Consider the following 18,129-nt stretch of genomic DNA (forward strand, 5'->3'; position numbering starts at 1 on the left):
GACAGGTAACCGTGCATGCGCATCCCGCGAATCTACACCCCACAACCACTGTCTGCAGACACCAGCGTCGCGCTGGACGAGCAGGCCAGCCACTATGTGGGACGGGTATTGCGCATGCAGGGCGGCCGGCCGTTAATCCTGTTTAACGGCGAAGGCGGCGAGTTTGAAGCAGTGATTAGCAACGTCGACAAGCGCGAAGTGCTTGTCGATGTGGGTCGCTTTATTGCCGACGAGCGCGAGTCTCCACTGCATATTCACCTCGGCATTGGCGTCTCCCGCGGCGAGCGCATGGACTGGGTGCTGCAAAAGGCCACCGAGCTTGGGGTCAGTGCCATCACGCCGCTGTTCACCGAACGCTGCGAAGTGAAGCTGACCGGGCCGCGACTGGAGAAGAAAGTACAGCACTGGCAGCAGATACTGACTTCCGCCTGTGAGCAGTGCCAGCGCAATCGCCTGCCGCAACTGCACCAGCCCATGAAACTGGACAGCTGGATCGGTTCACTGCCCGAGGCCAGTGATGATCACCTGCGACTGGTGTTGCATCACCGCTCGGAAGGCCGACTGCAGGAGCGATCACAACCGCAATCGGCGGCGCTGGTGATTGGTCCGGAGGGCGGCTTGTCAGACGCGGAAATTAACGACTGCCTGCAACATCATTTCTCCCCACTGACGCTGGGCCCGCGGGTACTGCGCACCGAGACCGCTCCGCTGACCGCCATCAGTGTGCTGCAATATCTCTGGGGTGACCTGGCAGGTTGAGTTCAGTCGGCAGCGCAGGGTTCCACCTCAGCGGCAAAACTGAAGCCGCCGCGACCGCCGGCTTTGGCCCGGTACATGGCCTCGTCCGCACGGGTTACCAGGTCGTCAATCGAGCTGCCGTCCTGCGGGTAGAATGCCACCCCGATACTGGCGCCCACCTTGCAGCTGATGTCGTCAATCTGTACATCCTGCGACAGAGTGGCAATCACCTTCTCGCAGAGGACCGCTACGGATTCCCGGCCACCGACCGGCTCCAGCAGCACCACGAACTCATCGCCACCTAACCGGCATACGGTGTCCGAGCGACGGAAACAGCTCACCAGACGGCCAGCCAGGCTCTTTAATAAACGGTCACCAGTATCGTGCCCGTGACTGTCGTTGACGCTTTTAAAACCATCCAGGTCGATAAACAGCACGGCGATGCCGTCCGGCTGACGCTGGGCACGCAGCAGCGCCTGGCTGGCAAACTCAAAGAAGCGATTGCGGTTTTTAAGCCCGGTGAGCGCGTCCCGGTGGGCCAGCGTCTCCAGTTCACGTTCGTATTTTTTACGTTCGCTGATATCCCGCACATCTATCAGCAACTCCTGTGGCTTGCCGGCGGCGTCACTGGACACCTTGATGATGCAGTCCACCTCCAGCACGGAACCACTGCTCTGGATGACCTCACCCTCCATGCGCTGTTCGGAGATCTGCTCACCCCGGCGCAGCGCCTGGGTGAGCTCGTGAATATGGCGGGCCGTTTTGCGGGTGAACAACCGGTCCATGGGCCGCTGCAGGTAGTAATGATCCGGGTACCCCAACAGGCGGCCGGTGTTGCGACTGATAAAGGTGATGTTACGGCCGGCAATATCCAGGCTCAGAACAATATCGCTGTCGGCCTCCATCAGGTTGGTGAAATACTGGTCGGAGCGCTGCAGGCGCCGCAGCACCCACAGGAACAACAGGAAGATGGTAATCACCACCAGGGTCTGGAAGTAGCGCAGTACCTGCGCCTGATGAGCCGCCTCCTGTTCCAGCTGCACGGTGAGATCGTTCATCAGGGTCAGCAGGTGCAGGTTGCGTTGTGACAGAAACTGCAGAAGATGGCGCAGGGCTTCCCGCCGATACTCATACTGCTGCGCTACCTGCAACTGGAGGCGTACCGGTTGCCACACCGCCTGGGCCTCGGCGAGGGTCGCACGGGAAGCGGGCAGCATCAGTGGCCGCACCTGCAACGGCTTGCCACTGGCATCTTCGGTATCGCCACCGTCGGCAAACGCCCGCAGTGTGCGATCAAACAGCGCCGCCGCAGTCTCCAATTCCTGCCGCAGAGCAGCGGTATCTGCACCATCAACCTGCTGGTAATAGATCAGTGCTGCGGACTTGCTGATGCGCTGCGACAACATACGCTGGCGTCCGGCAAGATTGATCTCGGAGGCATAGAGTTCAAGTCGGTGGGTAAGTACGGTGTTGGTGGCCAGTAACAACAGATCCAGCAGCAGGGTGATGGCCAGTGGCAGCAGGACATTACGGTAACGGTTAAACACAGAGCGGTAGCGATCGATCCGGCTACCGGCTTTACCTGCTGCTTCTCTATCCTGCACCCGCTTATACCCCCGGCGGCGTTGTCACCTGCCCAGCTTATGACAGATTGTGCTGCCAGACCAGCTCACCGACTGCAGTGCTGCAGGGGAAACTCAGTTGTCGGCGACCAACTGAAAAAAGCAGCGCTGATTACCCTGGGCAATCTTGGCCGCATACATGGCCTGATCCGCATACTGAATCAACATGGGTAATTCGCTGCCATGTTGGGGCGACATGGCAATACCGATACTGGCACCCAGACTGGCGCGCTGGCCATCCGCCAGCGTCAGCGGCTGTTCAAACGATTGCAGGATACGACCTGCCAGTTGATCCGCATCCTCCATGCCATGTGGCAGCTCTACCGCCAGCAGGAATTCATCACCGCCCCAGCGCACAATGATATCGCCGCCGCGGGTCACCTTACGCAGACGCTCCACCACCCACACCAGCGCGTGGTCACCGGCATCGTGACCAAAGGCGTCATTCAGTGGTTTAAAGCGGTCCAGGTCGAGCATAAAGATCGCACACTGCCGTCCGGTCGCCTGAATATCCTGCAGCAGGGTTTCAATACGACGTACACCGGCCCGCCGGTTAAGCACACCGGTAAGGGGATCGTGTTCGGCCTCCAGGCGGAACTGCGCCTCCCGTTCACGACGCTCGGAGACGTCATAGCTGAGAACCTCCAGATAGCAATCGCCATCAGCCTCATCCACCCGCGACATGGCCAGGTGCACCCAGGCACCCTGCCGTGGTCCCAGCGCCAGCTCAATATCGGTATTCACCACATCGCGGGTGTGGGCAGCGTGCACAACTGCCCGCGCCAGCTCATCACGATTTACCGCCAGCTCCTCAAATGCCATGGTGCCGGCGCAGATACCTGCCACTGCCTCGGCGCCAATCATGGATTCAAAAGAGGGATTGAGCACCTTGGGCGCCCCCTGCAGATCGAGAATGGCGATGCCACTGCTGGCCTGTTCGAATATGTGGCGGAACTGATTCTCCAGCTGCTCCATCTCCTGACGCAGGGCACGTTCGCGCTTGAACGCCTCCGCCACCGATCCCAGCAGTTTGTTACTGTCTTCGAACAGGGCGCCGATCTCATCGCCCTGGTGAAACTTCGGCACCACCAACGGCTGCGGGTTGTTGAGGGTAAAGCTGTGGAGATGCCGGGACAGCAGCTTGATCGGCTGCGAAAACAGCCTATGCATCACGGTCATCAACAACAGCATCAATACCACCCCGAATTCCAGCATGACACTGATCTGGCTGCGCGCCCGCTGCGTCGCTCGCTGCTCAAAATAGCTGCGGCTGGGGTAGAGACAGAGGCTGCCGACCCGCTCCTCCACTACAAACGGCGAAGAGAGGGAGAGGCATTCAGCCTGATAGTCGGCATCCCATTCGGTGACGCCGGCGTCAACCAGCAGGCGGTTGTCACTGTGTACTGCCACACCCTGCACAATATCGTTGCCCAGCAGACCATCGGCCACTTCGCGGGCAAGCTGCTGGTCCTGCAGGTAGGCGGCAATGGAAACGGTATTTTTGACAGTCGCGGCCAGCTGGCGCACGGCCTGGGTGGAGGCCTGCACTTCATCGTGATAGATCCGCTGAAAGGTGATAAAACCAATCAGACAGGCCACCAGCGCTGACGTTACCAACATCGACAACGTCAATCGTAATGGCAGTGATCTAGGGATCCGCTGTAAGACGCGCGACGACTTTGACAGAGTCCGTAACCTCGTTTGCATAGATGTAGCCAATGGCAGCCCGATCGGTCGCCACAGCCTTGATCACGTCGCGGGCACTCTCCGCTTGCAGCGGTGGCCTGGCGCTGCCATTAAACAACAGTCTGGCCCAGTAAGCGTTGATCTGCGCCAGACTTCTGCGGGTCAGCTGGTAGTAAAACGCGGTCTTGATCGGCAGCTCCGCCACATAGTCTACCGGCGCCACCCCCTGGCCATCGGGGAACTGCCGCAGGCGTCCCATATACAGGTCAATCACCTCGCCACGACTCAGCGCCGGCACCGGGTTGTGCGGATTGACCACAACCACAATGTCCCCTCCTCCCCAGCACAGTGGAGAGCCGAGCAACAAGGCAATGAGGAGCAGACGGCAGCGGTTCATCAGAAAATAAAATCCAGCTGCAGGGAGAAAGTATCCACCCGCTCATCCGTCAGGGGCTGCTGCAGGTCAGCAAGGCTGAACAGCATGATCCCATCCCGCTCCACCCAGCTTCTGTCCCACTGGCCCTTCAATGCCAGTTGCGGGTGCAGGTCCCAGCGCAGGCCCAGTGCCAGCGTCTGCTGGTTAGCTCGGGTTGTCACACTCACCAGGTCGGAAACCACCGCCAGCTCTGCACCGCCAGGCACGGGGTAGCGGGGCGCACGGGAAGCATCGCCATTGGAGTGGGCGTAACCATAGACCCCGTACAAGGTCAGCGCCGCCATGCGCCGCCCCACAGACAGGTAGCCGTTGACGGAGCTATTGATGGTTTCCGCTTCGGAGTCGATCTGGTTGAGTTCCGCCTGCACCAACAACTGACCATTGTCGTAGGCGACACCGGCAGCCCCGTAATAGACCCATTTACCCCGGGTCTCCCAGCGACCGGCGTAGTCGGCGGCTCCCTCAAAACCCAATGACTCCAGATAGGCGTAAGCATCCCGCAGCGGCTGCCCGGATGCGTAGTCCTCTTCCATGCGCGCCGCCGTAACCGATATCTGGGCGCGCCAGTTTTGGGTCTCGTAACTGAGGGCCGACAGGTAACCCGGAATCATATCCACACTGTCGACCTCGCCCCCGGAGCCCGGGAAAGCATCGCCAACGTAGAACGCCAGATCGGTAGTGCCCATGCCAGTTCGCCAGCGCCACAGCCCGTCACCATCGTGATGGCTGTAGGTGATATCCACGCCGTCACTGTGATGCTGGGGCAGCTGGCCATAGTACTCGGTCGGGGGGTGTGTCCAGAGCTGGGCAAAACGCACGTTGCGATAATCGGAGAGCAGGTAATTGGAGAGGCCCATACGACCCAGCCGCAACTCAAGACCCGGGCTCAGGTCGTAGCCGAGGTAGGCCCACTCCAGCACATCTTCCAGACCGTTATGCTGTCGCTGCCTGGCGACCACTTGCAGGCTGCCCTTCAGGCGAGGGTTGAACACCCCATCCAGTTGCAGGCCGAGAATCGAGTTATTAGCCACTTCCCACTGGCCATCGTAAGAGCCGTCCAGATCCATGGTCGGGCGCCAGCCGTACTGCTCGCTGTCGGAATGACTGATCCCCAGAGTGCCAAACCCGTGCAGGTACAGGTCGGCGGCCAAGGGTCGGTGGGAAAAGCAGAGGCACAGTGCCAGCAGCGCGCTGACAGCTGCAGGGAGAACGCGGGAAACGTCCAATACCCCTTGCGGGATTACAGGGATATTTAATGCTGCCCCCTTTGCAGCCTTAGCGATGCGGGTCACTGCCTTGTCTACCGTTTTATTGTTGTCCACGTGGCCGCTGGCTCACTCCCCTGCCAGCGGTTACGTCTTCTCGCCGGTGTCCCCTGACTCAGTAGCCGTTGCGCCAGTCGATGTAGCGTTGCTCCAGCACAGTGAGATCGGGAATGATCATCGGGTTATCCTCAAAGCCCACCAGCACGCGGGCGACGGAACCCGGCTCACCCTCTGCCAGCAATTGCAGGTCGCCCTCAACAATACGCAACAGGCGGGGAATACCGGAAGTCAGCAGCGCAATAAACGGCAGCTCGTCACTGACACCGGTGTTATTGAATACAGCAATTCGCGATGTCTCTCCCGGCACCGGTGCCGGCGCACCGTTGAGCACCTCAAACGCCAGCAGTGGCACTTCGGTGTTACGCCAGGTAAAAGATCCCAACAGCCACTCAGGCGCACCCGCCACCGCTTGCGGCTGGCTGTAGGGCACCATTTCCGCGACGGTTACGGTGGGTACCAGCAGCATCTGGTTTTGCATGGGAATCTGCAGGCTGGCGATGGACTCCATCGTCTGCCTTTCAATAAGTTGCGTTGCACTATCCATTCACAATACCTGTAATGATCAACGCCCTGTATCGCTCGCCTGCGGCTGTTGCAGGCGAGTCGCCAGGAGCATTGCAAGTTCGGCGGGACTCGCGCATTCGGTCACCACCCCTGTCTCCAGTGCGGCCTGCGGCATGGCATCCACGGCACTGGTTTGCGGTTGTTGCACCCACACATGGCCGCCGCGCTGCGCCAGCAGCCGTGCCGCCAGGGCCCCATCATCCCCCATACCGGAGAACACCATCACCCCGCAACGGCGACCAAACCGGCTGCCCAGATTGGCAACCACCTGATTGACGGAGGGCTGGTAGGGGCCAGGCCAGGGACCGGGTCCCCCTTGCGCAACTCCGTTGCCCAGCCATTCCAGCTGGCAGTCAGCGGTTACCACGGTCGTGGTGCCACGACGGAGCCGGCTCCCCGGCACACCCAGCTGTGCCGGATATTCACTGTGGCGATTCAACATCTCCACCAGCGACGTTTCAAAGCCCGGGTTGATGTGCTGCACATAGACAAATGCCACCGGCAGATCGGCCGGCAGTCGCGCAAAAAATTCCCGCACCGCTTCCGGACCACCGGTGGAGGCCGCCAGCACCCAAACCGCCTCTGCTACGCCGGCCGCCGCCGTATCCAGCTCACCGGACAGCCCACTCAGCTTGTCCGTTATGCGCCGCGACCACTGTGGCTGCAAGTCCGCACTGCCCGGGTCATCATCCACAATCAGCGGACTTTGCAGTTGCGCCAGGGAGTGGGTAAGGGCCTTAGCCAGAGTCAGTTCCTGCGGTAGGGAAACGAGCCAGGCATCCACCTGTCCATCCTCTGCCAACAGCGCCGCGGCACCACCCTCATCCGCCTGCAGCATGGCCGTCACAGAGTGGCCGGCCCCGACAATCAATTGCCTGAGACGCCCACCCTGCAGGGCACTGCCTGCCAGTACGCCGATACGCAATGCCGGCATGGGGTATTAGTCCTGCAAGCCCGTCCCGGACACGGTTTCGCCGAGCACGCTGCGGATGTTCTCCAGCAGTTTGTCTTCCTGGTAGGGTTTACCCATGTAGATATTTACCCCCAGGCCCAGCGCCCGGTCACGGTGTTTGGCACCGGTACGGGAGGTGATCATAATGATCGGAATATCTTTCAGGCGGCTGCTGGAACGGACATTTTTCGCCACTTCGAAGCCGTCCATGCGCGGCATTTCGATATCCAGCAACATCGCGTCCGGCACCAGATCCTGCAGTACCACCATGGCATCGGCACCGTCCTTGGCGGTGAAGACTTCGTAGCCTTCACGTTCCAGGAAGCGCGACGTCACCTTGCGCACGGTTACCGAGTCATCCACCACCAGCACCTTGCGAACGGTTTCGACACTCGCTTCGGTCGCTTCACCCAACAGGGTCTCCGGCATCTGTGCCAATGCCGCCACCTGACGGATCATGGCGTAAGGATCGAGAATCACCACCACGCTACCATCACCCATTACGGTAGCACCGGAAACACCAGTCACCGTGGCGAACTGGCTACCGAGGCTCTTCACCACAATTTCGCGGCTGCCCATCAGCAGGTCCACCTGCAACGCCACCGCGTTTTGTGCCGTGCGCACCAGCACTACCGGCAGCGGCATCGCCTGGCCTTCCAGCTTGGGCCGCGCGTGGCTGTTCAGCAACGTCCCCAGGTAACGCACCTGATACTGTTCGCCGGCATACTCAAAGCGCGCGTCAGGATTGTTGTAGTAGTGCTCCAGTTCAAACGGGCTGACCCGCACAATACCTTCAATGGTGTTGAGTGGTACGGCGTAGCGGTCCTCGCCGATACGAACCATCAGGGCGCGGTTGACCGAAACGGTAAACGGCAGGCGTACAACGAATTCCGAACCCTCGCCAAAACGCGAGTTGATGGTCATGGAGCCGCCGAGCTGCTTGATTTCCGAGTTCACCACATCCATGCCGACCCCGCGGCCTGAAATCTGGGTGACGTTTTCGGCAGTACTGAAACCGGCGTGCAGAATAAACTGCATGACATCGCTATCACTGAGTCGCGCCTCGGCGCTCATCAGGCCCCGCTCAATGGCCTTGGCCCGCACCCGCTCGAGGTCGATACCACGACCATCATCGATCAGCCGCAAGACCACATCGCCGCCCTCACGACCAAGGCTCAGGATGACACGACCGGTCTCGGCCTTGCCGGCAGCCATACGCTCGCCCGGGGCTTCAATACCGTGGTCGACCGCGTTACGCAGCATGTGTTCCAGCGGCGCCACCATGCGCTCCAGTACGGTACGATCCATTTCGCCTTCGATATTGTCGAGCTCGAAGTTGACGCGCTTGTTCAGTTCGCTGGCTACCTGCCGCACGATGCGGCGCAGGCGCGGTACCATGCGCGAGAAAGGCACCATGCGCGAGCGCATCAGGCCTTCCTGCAGTTCGGTGTTAATGCGCGACTGCTGCAGCAACAGGGTCTCGGTGTCGCGGGTTTTATCCGACAGCGTCGTCTTCAGGTCCATAAGGTCGGACGCCGACTCAATCAGGGAGCGCGACAGCTGCTGCAGTTGTGAGTAGCGGTCCATCTCCAGCGGATCGAAATCCTCCAGCTCTGCCATCTGCTCCTGACGGAACAGAATCTGTGCTTCGGTTTCGATATCCAGGCGTCGCAACTGTTCCTGCAAACGGCCGATGGTGGCATCCATTTCTTCGATGGCGAAACCCAGTTCGCTCATCTGTTCTTCCATCCGGCCCCGGCTGATGGAGGTCTCACCCGCCAGGTTGACCAGGTCCTCCAGCAGTTCGGCGGATACCTTGACCACTTCCTGCGGTGCCGAGCGGCGTGCCTGCAGGGGTGAGGCCACGGCGTTGGTACCGCCGCCGGCAGGGGACGAACCGCTGCGCCGCGCCGGCACACTGAAATCGTCGCCGCTGCTGACTACGGGGATGTTATCCCGCGGGGTGAAAGGCAGTATCTCGGCGCCACTGGTATCGCCTGCCGCCGCAGTGTCCGCGGGTGGAGTCGGCATTTCCGGCTCCGCCACGACTATTGCTTCGTCCGCTCCGGCAGACGGCTCGTCTGTTACCGGCTGCGACTCTGCATCGAGAGCAGCTGGTTGCAGCAACAATGCGGCAACCAGGTCACCGTCGCCGGCCATGGCCGACTTCACCGCCTCGACACCGCGCAGGATGTGGTCCTGATACTGGTTGAGGCGGGCAAAAAAGGCGTGATCGATCTGGTTGTTGTCGGCGCCGCGAATAACGTCGGTTTCGAAATCGTGGGCGAGATTACCCACGCCCACCATACCGGCGAGGCGGGCGCCACCTTTCAGGGTGTGCAGGGCACGCTTGAGCTCTTCACTGGCGCTGGTGAGGCCCCAGTTCTCGGACCAGTCGTGTACCGACTGCTCCACTTCCTCCACCAGTTCCTGCGCTTCTTCCAGGAAAATTTCGATAATTTCCGGGTCGATATCGCTGCTGTCAAACGCCTCTTGCGGGGCGGCATCGCTGCCAAAGGCCGCAGGGCTGTCGCTGCCGTAGACCGAAGTGGCGAAACTGTCATCCGACGCAAGTTCATCAACCGGGGCAAAGTCGTTCTCCAGTACAACGTCGTCAACCGGGGAATTGTCATCGCCATACAGCGACTGGCCGGAAGTGTCGTCGTTGCCGGTAAAGCTGTCGCCCGCGGCGTCCACCGCCTCTACCAGGAAACCGTCCGTAAATTCCGGCACAGTGCTGTCGTCGTTCTCCACAGCTGCAACACCGCCCGCATCAAGGCCGGTGTCCAGCAAACCATCGTCGCTGACGCTATCAAACAACTCGGTGCTGCCACTGTCCTGAGGCGCAGACAGATCCTCAAAAGTGGCATGGGTGCGCAGTGGGGCGTGACGCTCTTCCGGGCTCAGCGGCAGATCAAATTCGTTTTCCGGTGCGAACAGGCTGACGCCCTGGGGCTCGTCGTTCTGTTCAGCGGCTACCGTCTCCTCACCACCCAACTGCAGGCCGTCCGCTGTATCCACAAGGTTATCGGACACAGGGTCGCTTACCAGCCAGTCGCTGCTGCTGTCGTTGCTGGCCGCTGCGGCATTATCGTTCCAGGTAAGCTCGACACCCGGCAGCCCGGCGTCCTCGGCGGTCACCGGATCCGGGTCACCGTCGTCGGTCGTGATAACCGGCAGCTCGTCAAAGCTGATGGTCTCGCCAATCCCGATGGTGTCGGACACATCGTCCGACACGAGCCAGCCACTGGTATCTTCTGTGCCGCCATCACCGGTGCCCTCATCCCCAAACGCCGGTGCGTCATAGGCGTGGGTATCCTGCGGGAGAGTGGTGAACTCGTCATTACCGGATAGCGGAGCCGTTTCGTTAAACGCTGAGGGCTCTTCAATAGACGCTGAGGGCTCCTCTATGTAAGCTGAAGGCTCTTCGATAAACGCTGAAGGCTCCTCTATGTAAGCTGAAGGCTCTTCGATAAACGCTGAAGGCTCCTCTATGTAAGCTGAAGGCTCTTCAATAAACGCGGAGGGCTCCTCAAACGCTGAGGGCTCTTCAACAACAGAGTCAAAGCCTTCACTGAGCAGCGGGATATCCGGGGCGTGCGCCTCAGCCAGGGTAGACAGTGCCTGCAACAGTTCAGCGGGGGCGTCGTTCAGGTTCTGTCCGGCGGCTACCGCATCCACCAAGTCCAGCAGCACTTCGTGGGCGTGTTGCAGGGTGGCAAAGTCATTGTCATTCAGACCCTGCAGGTTGCCATCCAGGGTGTCATAGACCCGCGCCAGCTGGCAGCCGAGGACGGCCATGGGCGGCAGGTTAGCCTGTTGTGCACCGCGGGCCAGGGTATGTACTTCGGTCACCAGCTCCGGCAGGCGCTCCGGGTTGGCCGGCTGCTGCTGCCACTGTCGCAGAATTTCATCCGCATCCAGCAGCAGTTTCATCTCTTCGGCCATGAAGATGGAGAGCAGCTGTGGATCCACGGCTGCGGCCTTGCTCTCTTCCTGCTGGCGAATCAGTGGCCCGACCGTGCGATCGCGCAGTTCCGCCACCCGCGCCAGGTACTGGCTCAGGCGGGCAATGGTAATGTTTTGCTCGCCGGCGCGGATCTGCTCCAGGGCCTCGTGTGTGTAGACCGCGCCATCCTTGATCAGCTGCAGGATGTCGTCATCGATACTGACCTGGTAGGTGCGCAGCTCCTTGGCAAAACGCTCCAGCGGGGTCGCCAGCTCGGCCACCTCGTGCACGTCCGCCATGTGAGCGCTGCCCTTGAGGGTGTGAAGGGCGCGCTGCATGGCTTCGCTTGGCGGCGAGTAGAGAGGCGCTGCCTGCTCCATCTCGGCCACAAACGCCTCGACTACCGCCAGGTGAGTCAGTGCTTCGGTACCAAAGATCTCCCACAGCACCGCGTTGGAATCGTCAGCTTCGTCGTCCAGCAGTCCCGCGGTGGAGTCCGCATCGGCTGCGACAGTCTCTTCATCCTGCAACAGCTCCTGCGGCTGCGCGCCCGTGCCGATGGCCTCGCCCCAGGCGGCCAGCTGGTGCAGCTTCGGCAGATCCGGTGTCGGCTGTTTGGCTTCAAAGGCGTCGATACAGGACGGCAGCACGCGGCGTACCCGGTCAATCAGGGCCACCTGCGTCTGGTGAGGCTGAACGGAGCCGTCGAGCACACGGTTGAGCATGTTTTCAATGCTCCAGGCCAGCTCGCCAATATCCAGGGCGCCCACCATACGACCACTGCCCTTGAGGGTGTGGAACGCACGACGGAATTCAGTCAGGGCTTCACTGTCATTGAAGTCACTGGCCCAACGCGGGAAAAACTCGTCGATGTTTTCCAGTACTTCCCGTGCTTCCTCGACGAAAATTTCGAGAATCTCATCGTCCAGCTCGTCAGCAGGGTGCATTTCGGCGGCGGCAGCATCGGTGAGCTCCGCTGACTCCGGGGCGGCCGTGGCAACAGAGATCGGCTCAACAACGTCATCGGCGGTAGTCTCCGACAAAGAGACATCATCATCACTGGCGACTGCCTCCACGGAGTGGTCGGGCGTTGCCGCCTCGTCCGCCATGTCGACGTTGTCGTAGATGAGCATCTCGCTGGCATCTTCCACCACATCATCGGCGTCATTGCTGCTGACCAGGGAGAGAGGCTGTACTGTTTCACTGCTGACTTTTTTGCCGAAGGGTTTGCCAACACCGTAGCCAAGAGACTCCACACTCTCTTCCGCCAGTGTCAGCAACATTTCGTCGGCGTCGTCGCGGTTACCACTCAGGCGCTCAAGGTAGTACTCCACACTGGCGATGGCATCGGCGAGGGTATCCAGTGCACCCCACTCCGGCGTGCGATCTCCACTCAGCAGTTCGTGCTGAATGTAAGCGCTGCAGGAGCGCAGGATTTCTGCCGGGCGCATCAGCGGAATGATGGTCAGTCCACCGCGCACTTCCTCCAGCAAGCGGGGTACATTCACCAGATGCTGGCCATCCCACTGGGATGCGATGTACTCAATGATGGAGTCCTTGGTCTGCTCGAGACCATTGCGCGCTTCGCGCAACACTGACTCCTGCGCCTGGCTGATCTGGACCTGGGCCGGGGTCTGCTGTGCCAACGCCGGCTCGCTGGCGGCAGCGGCCATGATGCTGAGACGCTGCTCGACATCCACAATCTGGTCTGCGGCGCGAGCCAGTATCTGGGGGGTGAGGCGGTCATGGGCGACCGCCTGCTCCAGGGCGTCGGCCTGATCCACAACGGCACTGCGCAAATCGGCGACACCCAGAACCGAGAGGGTGTCAGCCACACGTTTCATGATAGGCAGGGCATCGGCTACGGCATTGTCGCGCTCGTGAGCCAGCTCCACTTCCAGCGCCTCTTTAATGGCAGAGAGCTCTTCGTTCAGGGCCTGCACCACAGTGCGGATGGTTTCCGGATCCGGTCCCATCAGGTAAGCGCTGTCGTTGCTGCCACTGTCCAGCAGCTGGTCGTAGAGATTGAAATCCTGCTTCAGTCGTTCAATACGCGGAGAGCTGTGACTGCTGCGCGCCACGTAATAGAGGACGTTTTTGATCAGTTCATCGCGGGGAAAGCTGGAGAGCGGCTTGGTACCGTACTGCACCAGAACACGGATTTCCTTTTCCAGCTGCCGCAATACGGACTTGAAGGAGACGCTCAGATCCAGTTGATCGGCGTCCACCCCTTCCACCAGCGCCAGGGAGATGTCCCACAATGGCTGGCGGGCAGTACCGGAGGTCAATGTGAAAAGGCGACTGAATACTTTTTCCAGATAACGCAGGTTTTCATCAACGTTGACGCCCTTGATCAGGCCGGCCGCGGAGTACTGGTACATCTGGTGAAGCTTGTGCGCCAGGGCGCGAAACTGCACGTCGTTGGATTGCAACGGGTTAGGCGTGCCTCGTACCCGTTTGGCAGCACTGATGTCGGGGCTGAAAAACTGGCTTTCGGACAGCAGCTCTGCACCCCGTGCCACACGCAGGTCGTTGAGCAGAGGCAGCAGGCTGGCGGGGTCGTCCCGGCGTCGGTTTTTGGTCTGCTCCAGATAAATGGGCAGCTGCAGGATTGCGCGCATCAGCACTTCCTGCGCGTCACGCTCCTTCTGTACCGAGCCATTCATCATTGCCTGCGACACAGCTTCCATCTCTTCGGCCAGCAGGGCAGCACCGAAGAATTCGATCATCTGCAAGCTGCCGTGTACCTGATGGATGTGGGTCAGGCAAAAACGGATACGGGTAGAGTCCTGCGGATTCTCCACGAAGGCTTCCAGCGACTGGCGAGCCAGATTGAGGGTCTCCTCAATCTCGCCGATTACCCAGTCCAACGCTGCAAAATTGCGGCTTTCTGCCATGAGCAGATATCCCCTTACTTATAATTTAGGCGGCGGCGGACCATAAGCCCTTCAACGCCGGCGTACATACGCCTGAACCCTGTCATCAGCGACTCGCTGCAGATCAGGGTGCACCCAATCAATGACTTCCCCAAGACCGATTACCAACATGCCACCGGGCTTCAGCCGCCGTGCCAGTTCGTTGAGAATCTCCCGGCGCCGCCAGCGCCGAAAGTAGATCAGCAGATTCTGGCAGTAGATAACATCCATCGGCACCAGTGGCATCTCAGCCACCTGCAGGACGTTGCCGTAGGAGAAGCAGACCCGTTCACGGATACCGCTGGTGACCTGCCAGTTATCCGCCCCCTGCGACACCGCCCGGAAGTAGCGCCGGCGCTCGTTATCGGTCAGCGGCTCCAGTCGTCGACTACTGTAGACCCCCTCGCGGGCGCGCTGCAGTGATGGCTGGCTGACATCCGTCGCGGTAATGCCAAACAAGGGTTCCAGTCCCGCCAACGCGAAACAGTCGTTGATAACCATGGCCAGTGAGTAGGGCTCTTCGCCGGTGGCGCAGCCCAGGCTCCAGGCCTCAAAGTTCTCCTGCAGCTGCTGGTTGTTAATCCGTGTCTGCACCAGGCGTCGCACGGCTTCGAGGGAATCCCGGTGACGAAAAAACCGGGTCTCCTTGACCAGCAAGCGGTCCACCAGAACCAGCCACTCCACCATCCCCTTGAGGCCGGCGGACACTTCATTGAAGTAGTGACCGTAATGATTGATCCCCAATTCGCGCATTCGCGCCGTCAGCTGCATCTGCAAAAAGCCCCGCTGGTGGGGAGCGACCTGTATCCCGGTACGCTCCTCCAGCAACCTGTTCCACTGCTCAAACTGCAGATCGGACAGCTCGGGGGATTTCTGCAAAGACCATGACATATATCTGCGATTCTACGGTCGCTTATACAGCGGACCGTTTCACCGGTTCTTCACCCTCTTCCATGGCATAAGCATCTGCATCAGCGTCATCCATGCTGAAATCCAGCGCCAACTCATCCGCCGCGGCATCACCGGCGGTCAGGTCGTCAGCGAAGGCGTAAGCGTCATCGTCCAGCTCAGGCTCGTCGTTAACCGCCTCTTCCGGCAGGGTGAAGCCAGCTACCGACTCACGCAGTTCCAGTGCCATCTCGGCCAGACGTCCAATCGAGTCTGCCGTCGCACCGGTACCGGCGGATGTCTGGGAAGTAATTTCCTGAATCACGTTCATCGTGTTGGAGATGTGGCCAGCAGATGTGGCCTGCTGACGGGCAGCGCTGGAAATGTTGTGAATCAGTTCTGCCAGGTTGGCGGATACGCCTTCAATCTCTTCCAGTGCAACACCCGCATCCTGTGCCAGGCGGGCGCCTCGTACCACCTCGGCGGTGGTTTGTTCCATCGAAATTACCGCTTCGTTGGTATCGTTCTGAATCGTTTTAACCAGCGCCTCAATCTGCTTGGTTGCCGCTGCAGAACGTTCCGCAAGACGCTGTACTTCGTCCGCTACCACCGCAAAGCCTCGACCGGCGTCACCCGCCATCGATGCCTGGATGGCCGCGTTAAGTGCCAGAATGTTGGTCTGGTCCGCAATGTCGTTAATCAGAGATACGATGTCACCAATCTCCTGGGACGATTCACCCAGTCGTTTAATACGCTTGGAGGTGTCCTGAATCTGCTCACGAATGGTATCCATGCCGTGGATGGTGTTCTGTACCACCTTGGCGCCGTTGTTCGCAATGGATACCGAGCGTTCCGCTACCGCCGCTGATTCAGAGGCGTTGGCAGATACCTGGTCAATGGTGACCGCCATTTCGTTAACCGCCGCCGATGCACCGGCAATCTCCTGCGCCTGGTGCTCGGATGCTTCGGCCAGGTGCAGTGCAGTTTGCTGGGTCTCTTCCGCCGCCGCCGATACGTCCACCGCGGTTTCGTTAATGCGCGATACCAGTACCCGCAGTTGGTCAATGGTGAAGTTAATGGAGTCAGCGATCGCACCGGTGAAGTCCTCGGTTACCGTCGCGGTGGTGGTCAGGTCACCGTCCGCAAGGTCCGCCAGTTCGTCCAGCAGTCGCATAATCGCTTCCTGGTTACGACTGTTGGTTTCCGCTGTCTCTTTCAGACGGCGGTTGGTGCCGCTATAGATGTTCACACCCAGTAACAGCAGGAACACAACGCCGAGGACACCCAGGCCCAGCGACGTGGAGTTGTTGTTACGGCGGGAGCTGGACAAGCCGGCGATACCATCTGACAGTTCGTTCAGGGCTTCCAGCAGCAGTGGCGAGTTATCCAGCAGGGCGTTGGCAGACTGACGGGCTTTAAACAGCGCAGGAGACGCCTCGAAGATATCCTGTACCGAGGAGCTCACAAACTGGAACAGGTCGGTAATATCGTTGAGAGATTCCACCGCGTCCTTATCGGTTACGCGGGAGATACTCATGGCAACGTCGCCCTCTTTCATCCCCTGCAGTACTTTACCGAAGAGGTTGGCGTCGAGGTTGAACTGGTCCGCGGCAGTGTCGGCGTCGGTACCGCCCCGCAGCATCTTGTCAACGTTTCGTCCGATACGTTCCGCACGCCAGGACTGCATCTGGGCTACCGCCACCTGATCCGCCGGTGCGTCATTTTCCAGCAGGATCTCTACAATGTAGTTGTGCTCGGCCTGCAGTTCGGGCAGCGATTCGTTCAGGGTGATCGCTACGTCGTTGAGGAAGATAATGGTGTCTTTGTTGTCGATGATGGTCTGCGCATCCGACTGCACCTTTTTCCAGATACCGCTGTAGCTGCCCAGCTCATCAGCCAGTGCAGCGCGGGTATTCGGGTCGGCAGCACTCAATTTGCCCCAGACCTGCTCCATACTTTTCAGTACCGACTGCAGTTCACCGAACGCCTCCTCGTTGCCGGAAGTGGCATCCCGTGACAGGGAGCTCACCCGGTATGAGTAGGCCCGCAAGTCCGCTGTCAATTGCAGATAATCCTGGTCGCGACTGGCATCGCGCTGCACCAGAATAATACTGACTACCGCGCCAACTAGAGCCATTACCAGGGCGATAACCAGAACCGTCACGGTTCGGTTTGCCCTGACAGCGGCAAAGACGTTACTGGATTGGTTTTTCATGCTACGCGCTCCTGACCGACGTTGCGTATTTGCCCTTACCAGTACTGAAAACGCGATGCCACTTTTGCCCGGGCCGGAACCCGTACAAACCGTGAAACACTTCGCCCTCGCTACCGCGGGCTGGATTGTTGTTAACCGGGTGACCGGTTATCAATTCCTGGTTTTATTAAAACTATTTTTTACCCGTCGGCAGTTGTGCTGCACGACGGACACCCTGTGTTCATACCAACACAGGCCGACACCCGGCTTACGCCTGTGCGGCCTGCATAAAATTCAGATCCAGCCTGAGACGGGAGGGATTGAACACCGCCCACTCAACACCGTTAACCCGGTAGCAACCATCACAGTAAGCCGCGACCGCGCCATCAACTTCGTAATCCGCGTCATAATCGGTGACCGGGAAGTGCTGCATCCCGTAGACCCGATCGACCATCAAACCGCTGTACAGGTCGTCCAGTTCCAGCACCAGTACGCGCTGCTGTTTGCGGGAGGAGTGAATACGATCGTGCAGAAAGGAGGCCAGGTCACAGACCGGCAACAGACGGCCGCGGACATTGGCTACGCCGCGCACCCAGGGCTTTACACCCGGGATGCGGGTGTAATGTGGCACTTCCAGAATCTCCGACACTTCCCCCATCGGCGCCACAAACCGGCGCCCCAGCAGCTCGAAGGCCACCCCGCTCCACTGCGGGGTGATATCAACCTGTGCCGGCAAACCACGAGCGTGGCTGCGACACTGCAATGCCAGTGAAGCCAGCGCCTCGTAAGCGACGCGGCTCCCCTGGTCAACGGCTTCGGCTGTAGAGTTATCCTCTGACATGCTTATTCCTGCAGCTTCT

Annotated in this window: 11 protein-coding genes; 1 reads left to right on the forward strand and 10 read right to left on the reverse strand. The window is 60.0% G+C overall.

Features of this window, described 5'->3' with window-relative positions:
• Positions 1-15 precede the first annotated feature (15 nt).
• Positions 16-759, forward strand: coding sequence for a 16S rRNA (uracil(1498)-N(3))-methyltransferase (locus tag GSF27_RS09790; RefSeq protein ID WP_160968394.1), 744 nt, complete (start codon positions 16-18; stop codon positions 757-759).
• 2 nt (positions 760-761) lie between these two features.
• On the opposite strand, the gene GSF27_RS09795 is transcribed toward GSF27_RS09790, so the two are convergent.
• The 10 genes from GSF27_RS09795 to GSF27_RS09840 form a co-directional block, all read right to left on the reverse strand.
• Positions 762-2,342, reverse strand: a complete 1,581-nt coding sequence (locus tag GSF27_RS09795; RefSeq protein ID WP_160968406.1) for a diguanylate cyclase domain-containing protein — start codon at positions 2,340-2,342, stop codon at positions 762-764.
• 93 nt (positions 2,343-2,435) lie between these two features.
• Complete coding sequence (locus GSF27_RS09800; RefSeq protein WP_160968416.1) at positions 2,436-3,980, reverse strand: diguanylate cyclase domain-containing protein; 1,545 nt, start codon at positions 3,978-3,980, stop codon at positions 2,436-2,438.
• A 28-nt stretch (positions 3,981-4,008) separates the two neighbouring features.
• Complete coding sequence (locus tag GSF27_RS09805; protein ID WP_160968418.1) at positions 4,009-4,371, reverse strand: hypothetical protein; 363 nt, start codon at positions 4,369-4,371, stop codon at positions 4,009-4,011.
• Between the two features lie 71 nt (positions 4,372-4,442).
• On the reverse strand, positions 4,443-5,804 hold the full coding sequence (locus tag GSF27_RS09810; RefSeq protein ID WP_160968420.1) for a hypothetical protein: 1,362 nt from the start codon (positions 5,802-5,804) through the stop codon (positions 4,443-4,445).
• Between the two features lie 58 nt (positions 5,805-5,862).
• Positions 5,863-6,351, reverse strand: a complete 489-nt coding sequence (locus GSF27_RS09815; protein ID WP_160968422.1) for a chemotaxis protein CheW — start codon at positions 6,349-6,351, stop codon at positions 5,863-5,865.
• 18 nt (positions 6,352-6,369) lie between these two features.
• Positions 6,370-7,305, reverse strand: a complete 936-nt coding sequence (locus tag GSF27_RS09820; RefSeq protein ID WP_160968424.1) for a chemotaxis protein CheB — start codon at positions 7,303-7,305, stop codon at positions 6,370-6,372.
• 6 nt (positions 7,306-7,311) lie between these two features.
• Positions 7,312-14,169, reverse strand: coding sequence for an Hpt domain-containing protein (locus GSF27_RS09825; protein ID WP_160968426.1), 6,858 nt, complete (start codon positions 14,167-14,169; stop codon positions 7,312-7,314).
• Between the two features lie 51 nt (positions 14,170-14,220).
• Positions 14,221-15,078: a protein-glutamate O-methyltransferase CheR gene (locus GSF27_RS09830; protein WP_160968428.1), complete on the reverse strand. Its 858-nt coding sequence runs from the start codon at positions 15,076-15,078 to the stop codon at positions 14,221-14,223.
• Positions 15,079-15,100: 22 nt separating this feature from the next.
• On the reverse strand, positions 15,101-17,290 hold the full coding sequence (locus tag GSF27_RS09835; RefSeq protein WP_160968430.1) for a methyl-accepting chemotaxis protein: 2,190 nt from the start codon (positions 17,288-17,290) through the stop codon (positions 15,101-15,103).
• A 247-nt stretch (positions 17,291-17,537) separates the two neighbouring features.
• Positions 17,538-18,110, reverse strand: coding sequence for a chemotaxis protein CheW (locus GSF27_RS09840; RefSeq protein ID WP_160968432.1), 573 nt, complete (start codon positions 18,108-18,110; stop codon positions 17,538-17,540).
• Between the last annotated feature and the right edge of the window lie 19 nt (positions 18,111-18,129).

It is taken from the genome of Pseudomaricurvus sp. HS19 (assembly GCF_009857815.1).
GTDB lineage: Bacteria > Pseudomonadota > Gammaproteobacteria > Pseudomonadales > Cellvibrionaceae > Pseudomaricurvus.

What these genes read in the sequence shown, in the direction of transcription:
- GSF27_RS09790 (WP_160968394.1), top strand. Translation starts at nt 16, where the DNA reads ATGCGCATCCCGCGAATCTACACCCCACAACCACTGTCTGCAGACACC.
- GSF27_RS09800 (WP_160968416.1), bottom strand. Translation starts at nt 3,980, where the DNA reads ATGTTGGTAACGTCAGCGCTGGTGGCCTGTCTGATTGGTTTTATCACC.
- GSF27_RS09820 (WP_160968424.1), bottom strand. Translation starts at nt 7,305, where the DNA reads ATGCCGGCATTGCGTATCGGCGTACTGGCAGGCAGTGCCCTGCAGGGT.
- GSF27_RS09815 (WP_160968422.1), bottom strand. Translation starts at nt 6,351, where the DNA reads ATGGATAGTGCAACGCAACTTATTGAAAGGCAGACGATGGAGTCCATC.
- GSF27_RS09835 (WP_160968430.1), bottom strand. Translation starts at nt 17,290, where the DNA reads ATGAAAAACCAATCCAGTAACGTCTTTGCCGCTGTCAGGGCAAACCGA.
- GSF27_RS09825 (WP_160968426.1), bottom strand. Translation starts at nt 14,169, where the DNA reads ATGGCAGAAAGCCGCAATTTTGCAGCGTTGGACTGGGTAATCGGCGAG.
- GSF27_RS09840 (WP_160968432.1), bottom strand. Translation starts at nt 18,110, where the DNA reads ATGTCAGAGGATAACTCTACAGCCGAAGCCGTTGACCAGGGGAGCCGC.
- GSF27_RS09830 (WP_160968428.1), bottom strand. Translation starts at nt 15,078, where the DNA reads ATGTCATGGTCTTTGCAGAAATCCCCCGAGCTGTCCGATCTGCAGTTT.